A 20,581-nucleotide genomic window follows, 5' to 3' on the forward strand; every position below is an offset into this window, starting at 1 on the left:
CACCGATATTCCCCTTCGCTTTCATTTGGATATTGATATGAAAATATAACCTGCCTTTAGTATGACTTAGAAACTCCTGCCTATTCCTTATACCGTCCCACTGTCGCTGCCATATGTTGGCAGCTTTTTTTCTGCGGGGCAGCCGTTTATGCCAAAAGATGGCTGTTCTCTGTCTGTCGCAGGGCAGGTATGATGATTTTCAGCGGGTCATCGCTTCAAATGACTTCATCGCTTCATGACAAATTTTTTCTTCATCGAGCGTCAATACTTCACGGTTTCGCATGATCGGCCGGCCATCAACGTACATATCGCATACATCTCCCCGCGAGGCCGAATAAACAAGATGCGAGACGATATCGTGGAGCGGCTGCATATGGGGACCGCTTAAATCAATCGTGATAAAATCGGCTTTTTTTCCCGTCTCGAGGGTACCGATCTGCTGATCGAGAAAAAGGGATTCAGCTCCGTAACTGGTTCCCATCCTCAAAGCGGTCAAGGCCGGAACGGCGATCGGGTCCTGATTGGCTCCCTTGTGGATCATCGCAGCCAGGTGAATCTCTTCCAACATATCAAGGTTGTTGTTGCTGGCTGCCCCGTCAGTCGCCAAGCCCGGTCGAATCCCTCTTTCCAGCATTTTCGGGATCGGCGCGATTCCGCTCCCCAGCTTTAAGTTGCTCCCGGGATTGTGGGCTACCTTCACGTTATATTCTGCCAAAATATCGATTTCCTCATCCGTCAAATGCACGGCGTGCGCCACCAATGCCGGCAAATCAAAAAAGCCGAGGCGGCGAAGATGTTCAACCGGGCGCAATCCGTAATCTCTTACGTTTTGCTCCACTTCGGCTCTGGTTTCCGACATATGGGTATGAATGGGTAAATTCAGTTCAGCAGCCTTTTCGACAAACTTTTCAATGTACGACGGCGAACAGGTATAGGGCGAGTGCGGCGCCAACATCGTCGTAATGCGACCATCCGCCTGTCCGTTCCAATCGATGGCAAATTGAACTGCTTCCTGCAGTTTCGCTTCTTGCTCGGCTTCGCTGCACAACCCGATGGCCCCGCGGCACAGGCGTGCACGGATGCCCGATTCCTCCACAACTTTCCCTACCTGATCCATGTGATCATACATATCGAGAAAACAGGTTGTACCCGATTTGATCATTTCCAGAACAGACAATGCCGTCCCGTCGAAGACCTGTTTTGCCGTAAATTTCGCTTCAAGGGGCCAAATTTTCTCCTGAAGCCATGTTTGCAGCGGAAGATCATCCGCATATCCCCGCAGAAGCGACATTGCCGCATGACCGTGCGTATTGATCAATCCCGGCAATATCGCTTTCCCGCTCATATCGATTACTTCATCATACTGTGCAAGTACAGACTCTTCTGGTACGGGACCGAGATAAGAAATCGTATCTCCTTCGATTCCCAGGGCACCGTCCCGGATCACATCTTCCTGCCCTTCCACCATCGGCAGTAAAGCTGCATGGATAAAAATGCGTTTCAAAGGAGCTTCCTCCATTCTCTTTCCTTTTACCAGTTAAGCATAACATGAACAAATTCAATCTTCATAGCCTGTGTTGCTCCAAAAAGCGCAAAATTTCATCCAGGCGGTAACGCTCACCACCATAGATCGGGGCAAACAAATCCCCCTTTTCCTCCAGCCGGGAGAAAATCGTATGGAGAGTCCACGTTTTCGGACTTAACTTTTCCGTGACCTCATCCCATTGCAACGGGGTGGACACCGTCGCTTCGGGAACCGCCCTCGGTGAATAGGGAGCGATTAAGGTTTTATTATGCCAGTGTTGCAAGTAATCAAAATAGACTTTGTCCCCGCGCTTCTCCACTCTGCGCTCAATCGTCACCAAAGCCGGATGCTGCTCGGTTAAATAACGGGCGATCATCTCCCCGATTCTTCTCGTTTGTTCATATGTATAAACCGGTTCAATCGGTACGTAGATCTGCAATCCCGTCGCTCCCGATGTTTTCGCAATGCCATCCAGATTCAACTTGTTCAGAACCTGACGTGTCAGCAGTGCCACTTCCACCACTTTGGAAAAGTCAGGGATGGACGGATCAATGTCAAACACCAACTCCGTTGGAAAGGATTCTTCCGCGGCAGTATGAAAAGAGACATGGAACTCCAGGGCGGCAAGATTAGCCAACCAAATCAAGGACGGAACCTGGTTCAGCAGGATATAATCAATCTCACCGGAACGATATGTTTCAATCCAGGAAGGCCGAAAAGACGGGGCGTTTTTTTGAAAAAAAGATTCTCCGCCCACCCCGTCGGGAAAACGAATCGTCGTAAGCAGCCGATTGCGGCAATACTTGAGCAAATAAGGAGCCAGCCGGGCGCACGCCATGATGAAATCCCATTTGCGAATTCTCGCCTGCGGAAACAGCATTTTATCCGGATTGGAAATTTTCAGTTCGACTCCTTCCACTTGCACATATCGTTCGTCTGCCACCGTTTCTTCACACCTTTCGGCTGAAGGAATCACTCTGTTTATTATCTGCCTTCTTAAGAGATCTATCCGTAAAATCCCCTGCGCGGACGTCTTCGCTCCGGCGGCATGCGGACGGGTCTTCCCGGCCCGGGAGTCAGAGGAGTTGGCGGGCGGACAGGTCTGATCGGCCGGATGGGCCGCGGTGGCGTCGGCGGTCTTGTCGGCCGCGGTGGCCTCGGATTCGGCGGGTCTGTTTCCGGGTACGGATAAACAAACGGAACCGCGATGTAATAAACCACCGGAATGATACACCAGCACCAATACATGAGCCTATCTCCCTTTTTCGCAGAGTCATTCAAGTGATCTATTTCAGTTTATTTCGGTTTCGGTTCGCCCGGAACCGCGAAGAAGTTTATAATAGAAAATAAATTCAATATCATCAATATTCTTTATAAGCGAGGGTAACATTATGGTCATCGGGGGAATAGAAGCAGGCGGCACCAAATTTATCTGCGCTGTCGGAGACGAACATGGAAATGTGACGGAACGAATTCAATTCCCCACCACAACACCGGGGGAAACGATGAAGCAAGTGATTGACTTTTTCAAAAAATTCACGTTAAAAGCAATCGGCGTCGGTTCGTTTGGACCGATCGATATCAATCCGGCCAGTCCGACCTATGGTTACATCACAACCTCACCCAAAAAGAAGTGGAGGAATTTTCCGATGGTTCGGACGCTGCAAGAAGCATTGTCCGTTCCTGTCGGTTTTCATACGGACGTGAATGCAGCAGCTCTGGGCGAATCAACCTTTGGCGCCGCTAAAGGGCTTGACAGCTGTTTGTATATCACCGTGGGAACTGGAATCGGAGCAGGAGCCGTCATATCCGGAAAACTTCTTCAAGGATTTTCACATCCGGAAATGGGCCATCTCTTGCTCAGGCGGCATCCGGATGACCCGTACACCGGGAAGTGCCCGTATCATGCAGACTGTTTTGAAGGTTTGGCTTCCGGACCAGCGATTGAGGAGCGCTGGGGCAAAAAAGGGAGCGAACTCACGGGCAACCCCGAAGTGTGGGAACTTGAGGCCTACTACATCGCACAGGCACTGATGCATTATATCCTGATTCTGGCACCGCAAAAAATCATTTTAGGCGGAGGCGTGATGAATCAGAAACAGCTCTTTCCTTCCATTTATGCAAAGCTGGAGAAAATGCTGAACCAATATTTATCTTTTCCATCTCCACTGAACCGGTATATTGTTCCTCCGGGCTTGGGAGAAGATTCCGGGATTATCGGCTCGCTCTTGCTCGGAAAACAGGCTTGCGGCGCGAATTGACCGGCAACATCCAAAAGCTGGTTCCGTACTGCCGGACACCAGCTTTTGCTGCCTACGTTTCTTTTGCATACACAACAAGCGAAACTTCTTTATTTATTAAGTCTGCTATTTCCTTTTCCAGTTCCGTTATTTTGTTCATCACCTGTCGATGATTCCGGAGATCAGGAATTTCGTATTGCCGGGACTGATCTTCCATCCTTATCCTCCTTTCGTTGTTTGCAATTAAATTATCCCCGGCATTCCCATGAAACATGCGACACAGAGCTTTCAACCGCCTAAGTCTTCCAGACAGACCCGTTTGCTCCATACGCCTCCCACCCCCTTTTCTCGTGACCGGATACCAGTCGGACTGTCATCCATGAATCGGAAAAGTTGAGTCAAGGCTTCACCAATAGATAATGAAAAAAATTGTAATTCAAAATGTTCCCTTGATAAAATAGATTCATTCAAACTGTTTTGAGAGAAGGTGGTTAAGTGGCAATGAAGAGTTACGATGAAGTATACAGCAAGGACGAGTTTTACTGGAGACGCGAACCCAACCAACTCTGCAAACGCGCAGTAGAGTTGGTTACGTCTGAAAATAAAGGAAAAATCATCGAACTTAGCTGTGGAGAAGGGAAGGACATTATCCATTTTGCCCGAAACGGATTTGATACGGTTGGCGTTGATGTTTCCCAACCCGGTTTGCAAAAGGCACAGAAATGAGCTGACCAAGAAGGACTGACAATCAAAACCGTTCAAGCCAATCTTAATGAATTTAACCTGACGGAAATGTTTGATATTGTATATTCAAGCGGAACCCTGACTTATCTGTCTCCCTCTCTTCGGGAAGAAAAATTCAAAAACTATAAGGAACATACCAACATCGGCGGATTAAACGTCTTCAATGTATTTGTTGAAAAGCCGTTTATTGAAACCGCTCCGGACTGGGGAACGAACGAATATTTTTATCGTTCCGGGGATTTGCTCAACTACTATTGGGATTGGGAAATCATTTCATTTGAAGAAATCATCTTCGATTGCAATTCCAGTGGTGTTCCGCACAAACACGCGATGAATATCATGATCGCCAGAAAAGTTCATCCATAACCAGAATGGTCAGTCGGCCTTTTCACGCATTCACAGGCAGTGATTTGGTTCCGTCCAACGCTGCCTCTTTAGGCATGAGGAAGAGCTTGGGCCTGCCAGATTTTTGACTGGATGGTCGCGTTTTCACATTCCGACCGCTTATGGAAGCAGGCATTCGTGAGGCGGAACATCAACAAAAGCCTGAATGCTTGGTTGTCTTAAGGTATGGCCAACGCTCCATTCCGCAAAATTCACTTTCACCGTGATTTCAGGTTTCAGCCAGATGGTTTCTTTCCATCTTGACGGTTTGTTTGCAAATGGCATGGTTGAGATAATAAGCGGCTTGATCCCCCGGGTTAGTTCAAGCCAGTCCTTCCGGGTTAAACGTCCCGTACCGGCGTGACCAATATACCATAACCGGCCGTCACGATCGAAAAGACCGAGCAAAAGTGAATTCACAATCGTATCTCTTAGTGTGACACCGCCCACCACAGCGATTAAGTCTCTGTAAAATTTTTTCTTGCGCCAGCGCGGGTCTTTTCCGTTGATCAAATATGTACTGGAAAGGTCCTTGATTACGATTCCTTCCATCTCATGTTCTTTTATCACCTGAAACAGCGCTTCCGCATCTTCGTGTGAAGTGACCAGTTGCACATGCTCCCCGGGAACGATAATCCTAGAGAGTATCTCACTTCTCTCCAGCAAACTGCGCTCAGTCAGCCATTGGCCATCGCAGTAAATCACGTCAAAGATCATGTAGCAGATCGGCACATCTTTCCGCACCTGTTTAACCCGTTCCAGACGCCGAACTCCATCACGGCGCATCACTTCGTGAAACGATGGTTTTCCATCAGAACCCAACGAAATGATTTCACCATCCAAAATTACGGATTTTGCCTTACAGTACGTTTGAATCGGAAGTAACTCCGGATAATGAAAAGTACGCTCGTTTTTTTTGCGGTTGTAGAGTTTCACCTGATTCCCGTCCCAATAGGTTAAAACCCTTACACCATCCCATTTCACTTGGGCAACCCAGTTATCCTCATCCGGAATGATGTCAGTGCTCGTTGGCTCAAATGGAATGATCGGTGTCAGCGGCATCCTGAAAACCCCTCTTCGATGACTCCTGTTTGCTACAGTTTACCCCACTTCCGCACATGAAATGTTAAAGATGTCTACCACAGGAAAACGGCGACCAGAGTGGAAACGACTAATCCCATGATGACGGGGATGGCGTTTTTCCGGGCCAACTCCATGACGGGAACACCTGCAAAACCGGCGACCGCCACAAGCGATGACCAGGCGATCAGAGTCCCTCCTCCCGTCCAAACCGACCCCATCTGCCCAATGGCAGCCAGCGTGGACGGGTCAAATCCGGAAGAATTTGCCAAAGCTCCGGACAAGGCTCCGGTTAAAGGCAATCCGGAAAAACCCGATCCTTCCAGCCCGGTTACCATGCCGACCAGTAAAATACCGAAAGAGGTCACGATGCGATTGGCCGGAATAAAGGCTTGCATCGTTTTGACAATGTCAAACAGAAAGGCGGGGGCACCTTTATGCACAGAGAGGATGGCTCCGGCAAAATCCCCATTGCCAAGGAAGAAGAATCCGGCGATTGGAACAACAGGCCCCATCGCTTTAAAGGAGAACAAAAATCCCTCCACGATATGCTCGCTGATCCGTTCCAAAGCTCGAAACCGGCCATGAACAAAAGTAGCCATAATCAACAGGACGGCAGCCACACCCCCGATAAAGGCGGCTCCGTTCGCTCCTTCCAGCCTGCCGTGACCGTGGATTTTGGTGTAAACCATATACAGCATTACCCCAAGCAAGGAGAACGGAACCAATACGGCGAAGACTCTTCCCCACTTCTCTTCTGCTCCGCTGCACCGGGATATATCTTCTTCCGCCGACATGACCGCCATCTGGTTCAAGGCGTCATCCTCGTACAAATCCGGATTTCTCACTTTCCTGAACAGGTACAAATACGCGGAACCACTGGCAATCACCCCCGTGACCAGCGACAGGATCAGAGCTTTGTCCGCTACCGCCGCCGTATTGATTCCGGCTGACTTGGCACTCAGCATCGGCGCCACTTGCATGACATAATCAGATGAGAGAGCCATTCCCTGTCCGGCCACAGCGACGGCCATCGCCGCCCCCATCGCCGGAAGACCGGCCCGGACCGCAGGCGGGATCAACAGGGCACCGATCAGCGGCACGGCTGGTGTAGGCCAGAAAAAAAGGGAAATGACATAAGTAATTACGACAAGAATAAAAAAAGAAACGTGTCCGTTAACCATGAGTCGTTGAATCGGTGCGATCATCTGCCGGTCAGCCCCCAAATCCTTCAAGGCCCGCAGCAGGGCCACCATAAAGGTAATAATCAGGAAAATGCTGAACAGCTCATTGGCGGCTACCAGGTTGGCATTAAAAATCGCCTGCAATCCGTCTACAAAACTCCCCTTGTACACCCAGGCAACCAAAAGGGTGCCAACCAGGGAGAGCAAAACGACCCCGCGGCGAAAAAGCACAGCGAGAATCACCAGCAGAGTAAACGCACCATAAAGCCAATGGGCAGGAGTCAGCATTGATTCCGGCCTCCTTTACCTATCCGCTGTTTTTCGTCCCATGCAACTTTTATGCATATTCAATTCCTGTTAATAATGTAATCATTTCATCTATAATAAATTACATTTCTATTCTGTCATCTAAAATCCATTGTTAACAAATTGCACACAAAACTGAAAAAAACAGGTTTCAATTTTCCGATATAGTGAAATTAAAGGGAAGATCGTTTTGTCAGTTGAAAGGAGAAGCATTGAATGTTTAAAGATTTCATGGCGAGACTTGGTCATGGAGCCGCAAAAGTGGATCTGATTCTGGAACAAAACCGATTTGCTCCCGGTGATCCCGTTGCGGGAAAAGTGTTGATCAAAGGTGGAAGTGTGGAGCAACGCATCAATAAAATCGATGTCCGTTTCATGCTCAGTATCTATGCAAAAGGACACGTGCACACGCATCCGGTCGCATCCGTGCCTTTTTACCAGTCGTTCGTCATCCGGCCCGGCGAACAAAAGGAACTTCCTTTTCATTTTCAGTTGCCGGGAAACCTGCTGGTTACCGGACAATCGGTTTCTTACTACTTTGATACACAACTCGATCTTGCCGGTGCCGTCGATCAATCCGACCGGGACTATATCGAGATCGTTCCGCCGGTTCCGCTCAGCAATATCCTGGCAGCCCTGAGCCGTCTCGGTTTCCGGGAAACACATCATTCACGCAAGTTTAACGGATATGTGCAAGAATTTGAACTGGTTCCGACGGAATTGTTCCGCGAGCAGGTAAAAGAAGTGGAATTTGCAGCGGCAATTGAGCCAAACGGGGTTCGCTTACTGCTCGAAGTGGAGTATTATTCATTCGGACATCATCATGAGGTAAAACGGGAAGTATTCATCCCGCAGGATCAAATTTCGGATCCGGATGCACTGATGATGCTTTGGCAAAATCTGATCACCGAATCGATGTCAACTCCCCATTACGGACATGGTCACTACCATATCCCTCATTCCTATCACCATGGTCAAAGTCATTACGGGCATGGTCACCATCACCACGGGCATGATCACCATCACCACTCCCATTTGTCCGGAATGACAGGGGCGATCGGCGGTTTTGCAGCGGGGCTGATCGGAGGCGTTCTGCTTGATGAACTGCTGGACGGAGATGATAATCAGAATCACGATGCCGGTCTGTTCGGCAACAATGACAACGGCGGATTTTTTGACGATGGGGATGATGGGGGATTTTTTGGCGGCGGTGACGACGATAACTGGGTTTAATTGATAAAACCAGCAAAATTGCCGGCGATCGTTCCCGGATTGGCCACGGGAGCGATCGCCGGACATTTTTATCGGGGCAAATGAAACTGACTCAGATTACCCAATCTCCGTTGCGGAAAATGGGGATCGTTTTTCCCTCCCAATTCTCGCCGTCAATATCCAGTTCGGATGAACCGATCATAAAATCGACATGAACCATACTTTGATTAATGCCCCGCTCGGCCAGCTCCTCTCTTGTCAATCCGGTTCCCCCCCTCAGGCAGAACGGCAGAGCAAAGCCCAAAGCCAGATGGCACGAAGCATTTTCATCAAACAAGGTCTGGTGGAAAATCGCACCCAATTGCGAAATGGGAGATGTATGGGGAACCAGTGCCACTTCACCGAGATAAGCGGCCCCTTCATCCAACCCGACCAGCGATTTTAACAGCTCTTCACCTGTTTCCGCCCTTACTTCGGTCACTTTTCCCTCCCTGAAGGTCAAGGAGAAGCGATCGATCATTTGCCCGTTATAGCTCAGCGGCCGTGTGCTGCTCACCACCCCGTTGACTCCGGTCTTCAACGGAACGGTAAACACCTCTTCAGTGGGCAAGTTGGGGACAAACAACACGCCCTGTTCATTCTGCTGGCCCGCTCCCACCCAGAGATGGTCTTTTGGCAATTCGATCGTCAGCGCGGTACCCGGCGCACGATAAGAAAGTTTTTTCAGGTGAAGGTTATTCAACAACTGCACCCGATCCTCGATCTTTTTCAGATGTTCCTGCCAGCGCTCCACCGGATCAGTCGCATCCAGCCGCGTCGCCTTTTCAATGCATTCCCATAACTTTTGCATCGCTTCTTCTTCAGGCAGATGCGGGAAGACTTTTTTAGCCCACTCTGTCGTGGGATAAGCGACAATCAACCAGCTGATCTTATTTTGCCGAATCAGTTCCCGGGCAAAATGCATCGCTTCATTGTTCGCCCTGCTGACCGCGGTAATTCGTTTGGTTTCAACCCCGTGGAAGTAATCAGGCTTGGGGGAATGGATTGTCAACATCGCGGCTCCATTTTCCAGATCCTTGCGGAGATCTTCCAGTTTGCCCTTCCTGATGTTGGAGAGCGACTCCTCCGGTGCATGCAACAGGCGGATGCGGTTTACTTCATCGTCAAACCAGTCAACGACAACATTTTTTGCTCCATCATTATAAGCGACTTCCGTGATCTTTCGTACGAAAGGAGCGGCTTCCAGCGCAGCTGAAATGTACAAGGTCTGCCCTTTTTGAATGTTTACCCCAATCCGGACTGCCAGTTCCGCGTATTTTTCCAATTTGTCATATTCCAACATCCGGCCTCACTCTTTCATTTTTATTCATAATAATTAAATCTAATCAAATAATTCATCCATATGCAAATAAAAAATTTCAACCGTCCACCCGAACCAATTTTAAGGCTGCAACACAATCTCGTATTTGTACCGGTCCGTACGATAAATGCACTTCGTAAACTCCATGATTTCCCCTTTTTCCAGATAGGTGGTTCTGCTGAACAGGATGGCCAGCGAATGATTGGGAACACCCAGGAGTTTGCTTTCATAATCATTCAGGCTGATCGGCTCAATCGTTTGCCGGGCATAGGCGGGATGGTATTGGTATTGATTTTTTAAAACCGTATACAATGATTCGCCTTCTAGCTTTTCCCGGGTAAGACCGGGAACTTTGTCATGGTTGAGCCAGACTGTTTCCAGCGCGTACGGCAACTCATCCACATAGCGAAGCCGCTTGATTTCCACCACTTTTGACTGATCGGGCAGCATTTTTAAATTTTTTTTCAATTGCAGAGTCGCTTCGACAATGGAAAATGACAAAATTTCCGAACGCACGGAAAAACCTTGTTCTTCCATCTCTTCGGTAAAACTTCGCAGGCGGGTGAGCAGATGCTTGGGCTTTGGCTCGGCCACGAATGTTCCCTTTCCCTGCTCCCGGAACAACACGCCTTCATTCACCAGAGCCATCACCGCTTTGCGCGCAGTCATCCGGCTGATTCCATGAACTTCGCACAATTCACGCTCGGGCGGGACTGCATCTCCAGGTTTTAATTCCTCATTTTCGATCATTTCCTGCAAGATCTCTTTCAGTTGGTAGTATAGGGGAACTGGACTTTTTTTGGATACCTTTTTCATCGTTCAACTTGATTTCCTTTCCCTTGGAATTTTTCCGCAAAGAGCCTGATTCCGGGGCGGGATTGTCCGCAGCGCCGAAGGCTGTACCCGGAAAGCAGGTACAACCTTTCTTATCTTTGGTATGCCAGTACACCCCGGCAAAAAGTCATAAAGATCTCAAGCTGGTCATCAAGCACGACGATATCAGCGTCTTTTCCCGGAGCGAGTGCGCCCTTGCGATTGGCAAATCCCAATTCCTGCACCGCATTTAACGATGTCATTTCAACCAGTTGCTCCATTGAGCAACCTGCAAACCGCTCCATATTGGCCAAAGCGTCTTTCATCTTCAAAATGCTTCCCGCCAACGTTCCGTCTACGAGCCTTGCATCCCGTTCGCTCACGATCACTTCCTGACCGCCGAGGTCATAAACTCCCCGTTTGAGGCATTTGGCTCTCATCGCATCCGTGATCAGGATAATCCTCCCGCTGCCGATCTGGTTATAGGCAACACGCACGCTGTGAGGATTGATGTGAATCCCGTCAGCAATGATTTCCACATTGAGTTCATCGCGCAAAAAGGCCGCTCCGGCCACCCCCGGCTCACGGTGATGAAAGCCGCGCATCCCGTTGAACAGATGCGTCACATGGCTCGCTCCGTTCCCAATCGCTTCGACCACTTCATCATAGGTGGCGTCCGAATGGCCAATCGAAGCGATGACTCCTGTTTCCTTCAGATAGCGGACCAACTCCGGCCCGCCCGGCTGCTCGGGTGCAAGTGTCACCAATTTAATATGCCCCCGCGCCAGCTCCTGCCAGCGGCGAAAGAGATCCACATCCGGAGGAACGATGTATTCCGGAGGTTGCGCTCCCGCGCGTTTCACATTGATAAATGGCCCTTCCAGATGGATCCCAATGCATTCAGCCTGCCCCGCAACTTGATGATTTTCAATGAAGTCGGCGGCATTGACCAACGCTTTCTCAATTTTTTCGTGCGATTGCGTGATCGTAGTGGCCAAAAAACTCGTCGTCCCCTCCTTCGGCAGATTTTCGGCCATCGTTTTTAAGGCTTCCGGCGTTGCATCCATCGTATCCGCTCCGGCTACTCCGTGAATATGGACGTCCACCATGCCCGGAATCACCTTTTTTCCGCTGAGATCAATCACCTCACCGGCCTCAATGCCTGAAAGTTGTTCCATCGACCCGAGCGCAGCGATTTTCCCATTCTCAATAAATACATAGCCCGGATCAACCGTACCATTTGCTGTGCAGATCTGTGCGTTGGTCAATAAAACTGACGGCTTATTCATATTTGTTGCGCCCCTTTTTGCAAAATTTCTCCATTGTATTTAGTTTAGCATTCCTATTTATAATGGTCTATACCAATCCTCGATTAAGAACTGAGCACGGATTCCTTTGCGATGTTGAATCACTGCCCGAAAAAAAGAGGCGTAAAACGCCTCTCCCATCCGTGAAAAAATATTATTCATGCGTATCAGTTTGCCGATTAATTTCCTCTCTGAGAAGCGGCCCGGGATCCTGCCAAGAAGAAGGCTTGATCACTTTTCCGTCAGACTCCCGGTACCGGGGTTTTCCGTCTTCCCAGAGTTTATCCATATTGGCCGTGTGGACAATATCAAACAGGGCTTGCGGGCGAACTCCCATTTCAACCAAAGTTCCCAAGGCCAGATAAATCGTGTCGATCATCGCATCCGCTTGCTCTTCAATCGTCCTTGCCTGTTTGAATTCCCCGATTTCTTCCTCCATCCATTTCGCCCGCTTTTGCACCCGCTCCATCGCCAGTTTTTCGGGTTTTTCCTTATGGGGAACCCCAAAGCAGCGATGAAACTCTTTTACTTTTTCCCAAGCCTGATCCATCAACTTTCCCCCGTTCGCATTAGCAAAATGATTAAAAAGTCCGGGCCCATTTTTGGGGTAGTACTAGCTTAATTTGAATATTTTTCAACTGTAGGAGGTGAAAAATATGCCAGTCTTACTTTTTTCGATCGCGCTCGTTCTCATTCTTGTTCATGCAGTCGTCACAGCTATTCAAATCCTGCAAGCACCGAAACAAAACTGGTTTGAATTTGTCTACCAACTTGCAATTGCCGTTGCCGCCCTCTGGTTTCTGTTACAACAGTTATAGCGATTAAAACACCTCCCCGATTCAGGGAGGTGTTTTGATTAAAGATCGCCAAAATCGAGTGTGCTCGCTTTGGTGTAATTGGTCACTTTCTGTTCAAAGAAATCCGTTTTCGTCGCATTCAGGTTGGAGAAACTCTCAACCCATTTCATCGGATGCGTCGTAATCTCCGGATACAAAATATCAAAGCCGAGACGGGTCATGCGTTCATTGGCCAAATATTTGATATAGCGGTCGATAATATCATTGGTCAGTCCTTGAATGTTGTTGTTGGTGATATATTGACCCCAGCGAATCTCATGTTCAACCGCCGTACGGGCCATTTCCCGCAATTCCTCGATAAATTCCGGTGTGAAGAGATCGGGATTTTCCCGGCGCAATTCCTTGATCATGTTTTGGAACAAGACCACATGGGTTAATTCATCACGCTGAATATATTTGATCAGTGTCGCGGTTGCCGTCATTTTTCCCTGCCGCGCCAAAGCGTAGAAAAAGGAGAATCCGCTGTAAAAGTAAAGCGACTCCAGCAAGAAGTTGGCCATGCAGGTTCGGACATAGTTTTCATCATTTCTGTCATCGACAAACCGCTGGTACAAATCGGCGATAAACCGATTCCGGCGGAGCAGATGCTCATCGTTGCGGTAGGGTAAGAACCCGGCGCCTTGCCGCCTTGCAGCGGGAGGTTTCCAAGAACTCCCCTCCGAACCGGACGTACATGTCTCCATGTATCCGGCTCTCCACTTATCCGAATCCAGCCTCCGTAAAATCATCTTTCCAAGTCAAGAGATGAATGTTTACTTATTGATGTACTTTGCAGCCTTCGGGAGGTAATCCACCCTGTTGTCTTCCGACGGATCAGCTTGCCTGGCAAAACCTTCATGGTACAACGTTCGCGTTCTTGTTCCGTTTCCCGTTTCGCAGGTAACCGTAAAGACCTTGTTCACTTCGTATTTTTTGATGATCTTCCTGGTCGTCGTCCGGTATTTGCCGGCTAAGGTTTTGTACAAGCTGTACTTCATGATGTGGTAATACTTGTTGAGTACACTCACATTTGACGCCAATCGGTAGTAATGGTAGAGTCCCCTGATCTCTGCATTGTACGTGTCGAGAATCGCACAATCATCAAGCCTGATGAGAGATGATCTGTGTTTTGATTTCCATTTTCCGTTTTTTGCAATTTCAAGCGAACCGCTCTCAAGGAGTTTCTTCTTCCATACTTCATGCGGTACATAAAGTTTGCATTTTAACGGGCTGCCCGATGAACCGCCCCCTGAACCGGCCGGCCCCTTGTGTTTCCTTGATACGCGAATATCATATCCGAGGAACCTTGCCGGCTTTTCCGAGTGGGTGATCTTCATCTCCTCCCCGGAGAGTTGGAGATTCAGCTTTTCTTTTAGAAACTCCGCCAGCTCCTCTTTCACTCCCCTGGCATCATCTTTGCTTCCGATGATCCCGATCAGAAAATCACCCGCATACCTTACATAGTAAAGCCTTTTGTATCTTGAGTCCGGAATGTTCCTGTCGTCTTGGGTAAAATTTTCTTTCAACTTGTCGATGTATTGATCCAGTTCATTCAGATATATATTCGATAAAACAGGACTAATAATGCCGCCTTGCGGAGTACCGCTGTATGTACGATGGTACTTCCAATCATTCAGGTACCCTGCCCTCAGAAATTTCCGGATCAGCCGGAGGAACTTTTCATCATCGATTCTGTTTCCGAGGATGTTGACCAGAACATGGTGATCCATCTGTCCAAAAAAACGCTTGATATCTCCTTCGACAAACCATTTTACCCAAGTAAAGGTCTTCCGGACTTCCGTTAACGCCGTGTGGCAGCTCCTTCGTGGACGAAAGCCGTGCGAGTGATCAGAGAATGACCGGTCGTAGATCGCTTCCAGCATCATCCTCAGGATTTCCTGAACGAGTTTATCGGTCAATGACGGAACTCCAAGAGGCCGTTTCGTTCCGTTGGCCCCAGGAGAGGAAACACTGTTCACCGGATTGGGTTGATAGCTTTCGTCCTTCATGCTCTCGATTAAACAATCAATCCGCTCCAAGCTCCGATCATCGGGCGGATGCCCCTTGATTCTCTTGTACGCCAGAAGAAAAAACTCCTTGTTATACAGGTTACGGTACAATCTGCGGTATTTGTACCCGTCATGCTGCGCTTTGGAGGCCAGACTGTTTAATACGTTCTCAGGATTTCTCACAGAGCCTCGCGCTCCTTCCCTCGCTGTATTAAACAAGATAAGCTGTTCCCCTTCGCCATGCAGCAGGCTTTCCCTGCCTCGGACTACTACGGGAACTCCGTCACCCTGGCGGATATTCAGGCTCGATCAGCCATAGCCTGCAGGAGGCATTCCGCTTTAGGTGATCCCCGTTTAACGAATCTGGAGACTTGACATGATACGGTGTCGGATGTGACGTTCGTCCTTTTCTTCTGATTGAAGATGCGGAGTCTTGGGACGCTCCGGAGATTGGCGAATGGCACTCCCATCTCCCATAAGACTCGGCAACGTACCAACTGCCTTTCGTCACCGGCTACGATTCGCCCGCTCGGACTGTCATTCAAGCAGTTTAGCCTTCATCCTCGTCCGTATCCTTTCACCTCGCCACTCAGTCGTGATCCGGCAGTTGACCAACTTGTGGCTTTCCGAACATGCTGCACTCCCCCTCCGGTTTCCCTTCGGGATCAGTTCGTCGGTGATAGGCTTTGCCAGCGTCCTTCGCCTACTGCCTTGTCAGGGCAGATTCCCCAGATCCTCTTACGGGCGCACCCATTCATCGTAAATGTTTTCGCGCGTTTCCGGAGAGCAGACACTGTCAAGGATATAGCTGTAGGATTGCGCATGAATTTCCTCTTGAAACGCCTGGATATTCAGCAGTGAGCAAACCTCCGGGGCCGTTGTGTATTCATTGATATTCGGCAGGTTTTCTCCCTGAATCGAATCCAGAAAGTTAAGGAAAGAAATCGTCTTGTCAAATGCGCGGCGCTCTTCCGGCGACAGCTCCATAAACTGTTTCGCATCGCCGGCCAGCGGAATCTCTTCCGGAATCCAAAAGTTGTTCAACATGGCCCGGTAAAGTTTATGCGCCCAATCGTATTTGATCCGGTTCCACTCGCGCAGATTGGTTGTATTCCCGTTGATCAGGCGCTGGGTTCCGCGCTGTCCGTGTTCGTTAAAAATCTTTTTCCGCTTTAATTCTGCCACTTTTCATCACCTTTCCGACTGATTAGGAAGAACAGCTGACGCACTCTTCCACTTCGAGCGACTGATTGCGAATATAATAGATGGTTTTTAATCCGTTTTCCCAAGCCGCCAGATAGAGATCCAGGAATTCCCTGGCCGTTGTATTCGGCGTAATGTAGAGGTTGAACGATTGCGACTGATCAATGTGCCGCTGGCGCTTCCCGGCAGCACGGATGCTCCAATGCTGGTCGATCAGGTGCGCCTCCTTGTAATACCAGGTTGTCTCCGGCGAAAGATTCGGCGCCGTCTGCGGAATGACAGCTCCCCGCTTCTCCTCGACAAAGAATTTGGCGTACACCGGATCAATCCCCGCGGTCGAACCGGCGATGAGGGAGGTGGAACCGGTCGGAGCCACGGCAAACACCCAGGCATTTCGCAAGCCGTATTTTTTCACGTCTTCTTTCAATCTCTGCCAGCGTTCGCTCGTATAGCCGCGTTGCTCGAAATATTCGCCGGATTCCCATTCACTTCCCGCGAACAGCGGATAAGCACCTTTTTCCTTGGCGATTTCCATCGAGGCGCGAATCGCCTGATAAGCCAGTTCCTCAAATAAACGGTCAGCTTCTTCCACATGCTCTTCCGATTCCCAGGCGATTTTCCGTTCGGCCAGGTACTGGTGATACCCGCTTGTTCCCAGGCCGACGGCACGATACTTCTTGTTGGTGACCTCCGCCTGCTTCACCGGATACATGTTCAGGTCGATCACATTGTCCAGCATGCGCATTTGCACGGAAACAACGCGCTCAATATCATCCATCGTTTTGACCCGTCCCAGATTGATCGAAGACAGGTTGCAAACGACGAAATCCCCCGGCTTTTGCCTGGTCACGATGACGCCGTCTTCCAGCTCTTCACTGATCAATTCCGTGGGCGACATGTTCTGGCAGATCTCGGTACACAGATTGGAAGAATAGATCATGCCTTTGTGTTTGTTGGGGTTTGCCCGGTTTACCGTATCCCGGAAGAACATGAACGGGGTTCCGGTTTCAAATGCGCTGACCATCATCCGCTTCATGATCTCGATGGCCGGGATCTCCGTTTTGTTCAGTTCCGGATGGTTGACGCATTCCAGATAGCGGCGTTCAAACTCTTCGCCCCAGTAATCTTCGATGGAATAACCCATCACTTCCCGCACCTCATGCGGATCGAACAGATACCACATTCCCCGCTCTTTCACGCGTTTCATAAAAATGTCCGGAATGCAGACCCCGGGGAAAATATCATGTGCCTTGAGCCGGTCATCCCCGTTATTTGTTTTCAGGTTGAGAAAATCCAAAATGTCGGCATGCCATACATCCAGATAAATGGCAAAGGCACCGCGGCGAACTCCCAACTGATCAACCGCGACCGCTGTGTTATTATAGTTGCGGATCCATGGGATCACACCTCCGGAAGCTCCTTTATGGCCACGAATCTTCGAGCCTTTGGAGCGCACTTTTCCAAGGTAGATGCCCACGCCGCCTCCGTGCTTCGACACTTGCGCCGTGGCCGAGTTGGTATTGTAGATCGACCAAAGCGAATCATCCACGGTGTCGATAAAGCAGGAGGACAACTGGTGAAGCGGCTTTCCGGCATTGCTCAATGTCGGGGTTGCCACCGTCATTTCCAGCTTGGACAACACATCATAAAATTTCTTCGCCCAGCCAAGCCTGTCTTCTTCTTTTTGCGCCAGGTGCATGGCGATGATCATGAAGCGCTCTTGCGGCAACTCCATGACCTTGCCATCGTAATCCCGGACGATGTAGCGATCAGACAACACTTTGAGACCGATGTAGTTAAAAAGATAATCCCGTTCCGGAATCAGATAAGCTCCCAACTCATCGATCTCACTTTTGCTGTAATGTTGCAATAGATATTTTCCATACAACCCTTTTTCCGTAAGCGTATGTATGAGCACATACAAATCCCCGTATTTCCGGTCAGCGTCGTAATTGCGGTTCTCTGCCGCTTTTTTGTACAGGTAATGAGCGAGCAGATGCGACGCAACAAATTGCCAATCCGGCTCTTCGACGCTGGTCTTTTCAACAGCAGCCTGGATAAAGGTTTGCAACATTTCATCCTCTGACATGTTTTCTCTCATCTGGGCCGCTGCATCCCCAAGCCATTCATTTTTGTCCAGGTGGGGAAAACGACCGCAGATGTCATCGATTAATGCCCCATAGGGTGCCATTTTCTCTGGCAGTACACTTAACATCTTATCACGTCCGTTCTCAATATATAGTTGCTTTTGTAGTATAGCTAATACAACATATTGTGCCAAATACAAAAAAAAGGGCTATGGGCAGATTCAGCTATTCAAGAGGAGGTTACCATCCGATTTTGTTTTTTTTCTCTTTCAATCGCCTTATTCTTGTATTTGACGGGGGAACAAATAGATTAATAGAAACGCTTGGATAGAAAGCCTTATTCTCCGTGTTCCTCTTCAGTTCTTATGAAATAAAACCAAATAGATTAAAAAGAAGAAACCCAGACGATATTCTCGCATAACCCAAATCCGCTGCCAAGCATTCCGTTTAAATTTTTGCTAGCAAGTGTTGACTCACTTTTCGCTTTATTTTCTGTAAAAGTGTGATAACCGACCGGGAAGCAGCATTCTTCCTCGTCTCCAGATTTTTTCATCCCCGGGCTCCGCCGGCAAGACACGAATCTTTTCTTGCAGGCCTTTATTCTAATTGGAATTTATTGTATAATTATAATAAATAATCTTCTTTTTGATCGTATTTGTCGTCACTGGTTTTTCAATTCGTTTTGGGGTGGGATAATGAAACCGTTTATATTACTCATCTCTGCAATCCTTCTTGAAATCATCGCGACAACCGCCCTCAAGGAGTCAAACGGGTTCAGGCGTTTGCTCCCGACACTGATTGTCATAATCGGATATGTTGCCGCAAGTTATCTTTTTACTCTCAGTCTGCGCCACATTCCTTTGGGTGTGGCCTATGCCGTCTGGTCCGGGCTCGGAACCGTCGGAATGATTCTGATCGGTTACTATATCTGGGATGAAAAAATTCAACCTCACCAACTGGCCGGCATTATTTTGATATTGATCGGAAGCGTGATCATCAATATTTCCAGCGAAACAGTCACCTGATCTCCAGAATTCGATTTGTGAAATTTCGTTTTATGGCAATAAAAACATAAAAAGAGCAACCGGCATGCTCCCGCGTAATCTCTCGGGAAGGCGGAAGGGGAACCATTGAACCTCCCTCTTCCGCCTTCATGTTTTGTATTCCATCCTTTCCTCCCTTACCACCGCTCAAGAAAAAACATCTGCTCGGAGTTTCAGACTGAATATTAAGAACCCGAAAACCCGTTGATCCCCTGCCAGTGGAAATGTCAGGCGAATGGTCATCCCTTTCACCGGAACGCTGCCCCCCCGGTCTCTCCCCCGTGCGCTTCGATCAAGGGACATCGACATTCCCGCGAATGCTTCTTTGGCCAAAACAGGTGAACAAGCTCCAAAATCCCCCGCTCATCATCCGCCTGTAAAATTACGCTTCATGCATCTTACAACCATCGTTTTGGTATGTTATAATAAAAAAAGAAACAAAGTTTCACTATATGAAACCAGAGAGGAGCATATCGGATGCCGATCAATTTTCACGATCGCGCGAACCGTTTTACGTATGCCAACCGGAACATCGATCCGGCCTGGATCCGCTTTATGGAGCAAGAGATCTCCTGGCATGGAAAACGGGTAGTGGATATCGGTTGCGGCGGAGGAATCTACACCAGCGAATTATTAAATCTCGGCGCCAAAAGTGTTGTCGGTATTGACTTTTCAGAGGCAATGCTGTCAGTGGCGAAATCGGAACATAAGGAAATTGAATTTCGCAAAGGAGATGCCTATGCAACCGGATTGCAAGATTGCTCGTTTGATCTTGTCTTTTCACGCGCTTTAATCCATCATCTCCGCGATTTGCCGGCATATTTCCGGGAAGTTTATCGGATTCTCAAACCCGGTGGAATCATCATTACGCAAAACCGCACAGTCGCAGATTGCCATCTTCCGGGAAGTCCCGATCATCTCCGCGGCTATTTTTTCAAAAAATTTCCCCGCTTGCAGCAAATTGAAAAAGACAGGAGACATAACCATGACAAAGTGGTTCAGGCTTTGCTGCAAACCGGTTTTACCGGGATTGTTTCCAAGTCATTATGGGAAACCCGAAAAACCTATGCAACATTTGAGCAGTTTGCCGATGAAATGCGAAACCGTTCAGGCCGGTCGATTTTGCATGAATTGACTGACGGGGAGATAGAGGAACTCATCCGGTATATCGCGGCAAAAGTCGGTACCGAAACCCCTGTCACGGACAGGGATCGCTGGTCAGTCTGGATCGCCGTTCGCCCCGAATAA

At 48.8% G+C, this 20,581-nt stretch carries 22 protein-coding genes; 8 read left to right on the forward strand and 14 right to left on the reverse strand.

Annotated elements, in window-relative coordinates:
* Positions 1 to 199 precede the first annotated feature (199 nt).
* On the reverse strand, positions 200 to 1,468 hold the full coding sequence (locus tag I8U18_RS03615; RefSeq protein ID WP_198055128.1) for an amidohydrolase: 1,269 nt from the start codon (positions 1,466 to 1,468) through the stop codon (positions 200 to 202).
* Between the two features lie 97 nt (positions 1,469 to 1,565).
* Positions 1,566 to 2,468, reverse strand: a complete 903-nt coding sequence (gene ligD, locus I8U18_RS03620; protein ID WP_033101561.1) for a non-homologous end-joining DNA ligase — start codon at positions 2,466 to 2,468, stop codon at positions 1,566 to 1,568.
* 105 nt (positions 2,469 to 2,573) lie between these two features.
* On the opposite strand from ligD, the gene I8U18_RS03625 reads away from it, so the two are divergent.
* Together I8U18_RS03625 and I8U18_RS03630 are read left to right on the forward strand one after the other, a co-directional pair.
* Complete coding sequence (locus tag I8U18_RS03625; protein WP_160173876.1) at positions 2,574 to 2,717, forward strand: hypothetical protein; 144 nt, start codon at positions 2,574 to 2,576, stop codon at positions 2,715 to 2,717.
* Between the two features lie 199 nt (positions 2,718 to 2,916).
* The gene (locus tag I8U18_RS03630) at positions 2,917 to 3,786 is read left to right on the forward strand and encodes an ROK family protein (protein WP_198064494.1); all 870 of its coding nucleotides are present in this window, start codon (positions 2,917 to 2,919) and stop codon (positions 3,784 to 3,786) included.
* 52 nt (positions 3,787 to 3,838) lie between these two features.
* Here the strand turns inward: I8U18_RS03630 and I8U18_RS03635 are convergent, their stop codons facing one another.
* Positions 3,839 to 4,093, reverse strand: a complete 255-nt coding sequence (locus I8U18_RS03635) for a hypothetical protein (protein WP_152568581.1) — start codon at positions 4,091 to 4,093, stop codon at positions 3,839 to 3,841.
* Between the two features lie 173 nt (positions 4,094 to 4,266).
* Here I8U18_RS03635 and I8U18_RS03640 point away from each other — a divergent pair, with 173 nt between their 5' ends.
* Entirely contained in the window at positions 4,267 to 4,491 is a 225-nt protein-coding gene (locus I8U18_RS03640; RefSeq protein WP_198064495.1) for a methyltransferase domain-containing protein, read from the forward strand.
* Positions 4,492 to 4,506: 15 nt separating this feature from the next.
* A complete protein-coding gene (locus tag I8U18_RS03645) occupies positions 4,507 to 4,875 on the forward strand; it encodes a class I SAM-dependent methyltransferase (protein WP_255518403.1) in 369 nt (122 codons plus the stop codon).
* A 138-nt stretch (positions 4,876 to 5,013) separates the two neighbouring features.
* Here I8U18_RS03645 and I8U18_RS03650 read toward each other — a convergent pair whose 3' ends face one another.
* A complete protein-coding gene (locus tag I8U18_RS03650) occupies positions 5,014 to 5,955 on the reverse strand; it encodes an ATP-dependent DNA ligase (protein WP_033101557.1) in 942 nt (313 codons plus the stop codon).
* 74 nt (positions 5,956 to 6,029) lie between these two features.
* Positions 6,030 to 7,445, reverse strand: a complete 1,416-nt coding sequence (locus tag I8U18_RS03655; RefSeq protein WP_198064496.1) for a hypothetical protein — start codon at positions 7,443 to 7,445, stop codon at positions 6,030 to 6,032.
* A gap of 234 nt (positions 7,446 to 7,679) precedes the next feature.
* On the opposite strand from I8U18_RS03655, the gene I8U18_RS03660 reads away from it, so the two are divergent.
* A complete protein-coding gene (locus I8U18_RS03660; protein WP_198059340.1) occupies positions 7,680 to 8,696 on the forward strand; it encodes a sporulation protein in 1,017 nt (338 codons plus the stop codon).
* 91 nt (positions 8,697 to 8,787) lie between these two features.
* Here the strand turns inward: I8U18_RS03660 and I8U18_RS03665 are convergent, their stop codons facing one another.
* From I8U18_RS03665 to I8U18_RS03680, 4 genes are all read right to left on the reverse strand, one after another.
* Complete coding sequence (locus tag I8U18_RS03665; RefSeq protein ID WP_198054899.1) at positions 8,788 to 10,017, reverse strand: aminopeptidase; 1,230 nt, start codon at positions 10,015 to 10,017, stop codon at positions 8,788 to 8,790.
* Between the two features lie 99 nt (positions 10,018 to 10,116).
* Entirely contained in the window at positions 10,117 to 10,851 is a 735-nt protein-coding gene (locus tag I8U18_RS03670) for a GntR family transcriptional regulator (protein WP_198054900.1), read from the reverse strand.
* A gap of 110 nt (positions 10,852 to 10,961) precedes the next feature.
* The gene (nagA, locus tag I8U18_RS03675; protein ID WP_198054901.1) at positions 10,962 to 12,137 is read right to left on the reverse strand and encodes an N-acetylglucosamine-6-phosphate deacetylase; all 1,176 of its coding nucleotides are present in this window, start codon (positions 12,135 to 12,137) and stop codon (positions 10,962 to 10,964) included.
* A gap of 172 nt (positions 12,138 to 12,309) precedes the next feature.
* Positions 12,310 to 12,705: a pyrophosphohydrolase domain-containing protein gene (locus I8U18_RS03680; protein ID WP_033101552.1), complete on the reverse strand. Its 396-nt coding sequence runs from the start codon at positions 12,703 to 12,705 to the stop codon at positions 12,310 to 12,312.
* Positions 12,706 to 12,811: 106 nt separating this feature from the next.
* Between I8U18_RS03680 and I8U18_RS03685 the strand changes: the two genes are divergently transcribed.
* Positions 12,812 to 12,973, forward strand: a complete 162-nt coding sequence (locus I8U18_RS03685; protein WP_160173875.1) for a hypothetical protein — start codon at positions 12,812 to 12,814, stop codon at positions 12,971 to 12,973.
* Between the two features lie 38 nt (positions 12,974 to 13,011).
* On the opposite strand, the gene I8U18_RS03690 is transcribed toward I8U18_RS03685, so the two are convergent.
* The 5 genes from I8U18_RS03690 to I8U18_RS03710 all read right to left on the reverse strand — a co-directional run bounded on the left by I8U18_RS03690 (position 13,012) and on the right by I8U18_RS03710 (position 18,843).
* Entirely contained in the window at positions 13,012 to 13,695 is a 684-nt protein-coding gene (locus tag I8U18_RS03690) for a ribonucleotide-diphosphate reductase subunit beta (RefSeq protein ID WP_232331008.1), read from the reverse strand.
* A 69-nt stretch (positions 13,696 to 13,764) separates the two neighbouring features.
* Positions 13,765 to 15,183: a reverse transcriptase/maturase family protein gene (locus I8U18_RS03695; RefSeq protein WP_198054902.1), complete on the reverse strand. Its 1,419-nt coding sequence runs from the start codon at positions 15,181 to 15,183 to the stop codon at positions 13,765 to 13,767.
* 555 nt (positions 15,184 to 15,738) lie between these two features.
* Complete coding sequence (locus I8U18_RS03700) at positions 15,739 to 16,185, reverse strand: ribonucleotide-diphosphate reductase subunit beta (RefSeq protein ID WP_309485176.1); 447 nt, start codon at positions 16,183 to 16,185, stop codon at positions 15,739 to 15,741.
* Between the two features lie 22 nt (positions 16,186 to 16,207).
* Entirely contained in the window at positions 16,208 to 18,418 is a 2,211-nt protein-coding gene (locus I8U18_RS03705) for a ribonucleoside-diphosphate reductase subunit alpha (protein WP_052154300.1), read from the reverse strand.
* A 257-nt stretch (positions 18,419 to 18,675) separates the two neighbouring features.
* Positions 18,676 to 18,843 (reverse strand): hypothetical protein, encoded by a 168-nt coding sequence (locus I8U18_RS03710; protein WP_160173874.1) that lies wholly within the window; start codon positions 18,841 to 18,843, stop codon positions 18,676 to 18,678.
* 142 nt (positions 18,844 to 18,985) lie between these two features.
* Here I8U18_RS03710 and I8U18_RS03715 point away from each other — a divergent pair, with 142 nt between their 5' ends.
* Positions 18,986 to 19,315 carry a DMT family transporter gene (locus I8U18_RS03715; protein WP_033101551.1) on the forward strand — a complete coding sequence of 110 codons (330 nt, stop codon included), beginning with the start codon at positions 18,986 to 18,988 and terminating at the stop codon, positions 19,313 to 19,315.
* Positions 19,316 to 19,810: 495 nt separating this feature from the next.
* On the forward strand, positions 19,811 to 20,581 hold the full coding sequence (locus I8U18_RS03720) for a class I SAM-dependent methyltransferase (protein WP_198064497.1): 771 nt from the start codon (positions 19,811 to 19,813) through the stop codon (positions 20,579 to 20,581).

This window comes from Thermoactinomyces sp. CICC 10522, from assembly GCF_016055075.1.
Taxonomy (GTDB): domain Bacteria; phylum Bacillota; class Bacilli; order Thermoactinomycetales; family Thermoactinomycetaceae; genus Thermoactinomyces_A; species Thermoactinomyces_A daqus.

Coding starts and splice junctions, on each gene's coding strand:
- I8U18_RS03650 (WP_033101557.1), bottom strand. CDS start 5,955: ATGCCGCTGACACCGATCATTCCATTTGAGCCAACGAGCACTGACATC.
- I8U18_RS03685 (WP_160173875.1), top strand. CDS start 12,812: ATGCCAGTCTTACTTTTTTCGATCGCGCTCGTTCTCATTCTTGTTCAT.
- I8U18_RS03625 (WP_160173876.1), top strand. CDS start 2,574: ATGCGGACGGGTCTTCCCGGCCCGGGAGTCAGAGGAGTTGGCGGGCGG.
- I8U18_RS03655 (WP_198064496.1), bottom strand. CDS start 7,445: ATGCTGACTCCTGCCCATTGGCTTTATGGTGCGTTTACTCTGCTGGTG.
- I8U18_RS03665 (WP_198054899.1), bottom strand. CDS start 10,017: ATGTTGGAATATGACAAATTGGAAAAATACGCGGAACTGGCAGTCCGG.
- I8U18_RS03690 (WP_232331008.1), bottom strand. CDS start 13,695: ATGGAGACATGTACGTCCGGTTCGGAGGGGAGTTCTTGGAAACCTCCC.
- nagA (WP_198054901.1), bottom strand. CDS start 12,137: ATGAATAAGCCGTCAGTTTTATTGACCAACGCACAGATCTGCACAGCA.
- I8U18_RS03680 (WP_033101552.1), bottom strand. CDS start 12,705: ATGGATCAGGCTTGGGAAAAAGTAAAAGAGTTTCATCGCTGCTTTGGG.
- I8U18_RS03630 (WP_198064494.1), top strand. CDS start 2,917: ATGGTCATCGGGGGAATAGAAGCAGGCGGCACCAAATTTATCTGCGCT.
- I8U18_RS03635 (WP_152568581.1), bottom strand. CDS start 4,093: ATGGAGCAAACGGGTCTGTCTGGAAGACTTAGGCGGTTGAAAGCTCTG.
- I8U18_RS03660 (WP_198059340.1), top strand. CDS start 7,680: ATGTTTAAAGATTTCATGGCGAGACTTGGTCATGGAGCCGCAAAAGTG.
- I8U18_RS03715 (WP_033101551.1), top strand. CDS start 18,986: ATGAAACCGTTTATATTACTCATCTCTGCAATCCTTCTTGAAATCATC.
- I8U18_RS03640 (WP_198064495.1), top strand. CDS start 4,267: ATGAAGAGTTACGATGAAGTATACAGCAAGGACGAGTTTTACTGGAGA.
- I8U18_RS03720 (WP_198064497.1), top strand. CDS start 19,811: ATGCCGATCAATTTTCACGATCGCGCGAACCGTTTTACGTATGCCAAC.
- I8U18_RS03670 (WP_198054900.1), bottom strand. CDS start 10,851: ATGAAAAAGGTATCCAAAAAAAGTCCAGTTCCCCTATACTACCAACTG.
- I8U18_RS03705 (WP_052154300.1), bottom strand. CDS start 18,418: ATGTTAAGTGTACTGCCAGAGAAAATGGCACCCTATGGGGCATTAATC.
- I8U18_RS03710 (WP_160173874.1), bottom strand. CDS start 18,843: ATGAAAAAATCTGGAGACGAGGAAGAATGCTGCTTCCCGGTCGGTTAT.
- I8U18_RS03615 (WP_198055128.1), bottom strand. CDS start 1,468: ATGGTGGAAGGGCAGGAAGATGTGATCCGGGACGGTGCCCTGGGAATC.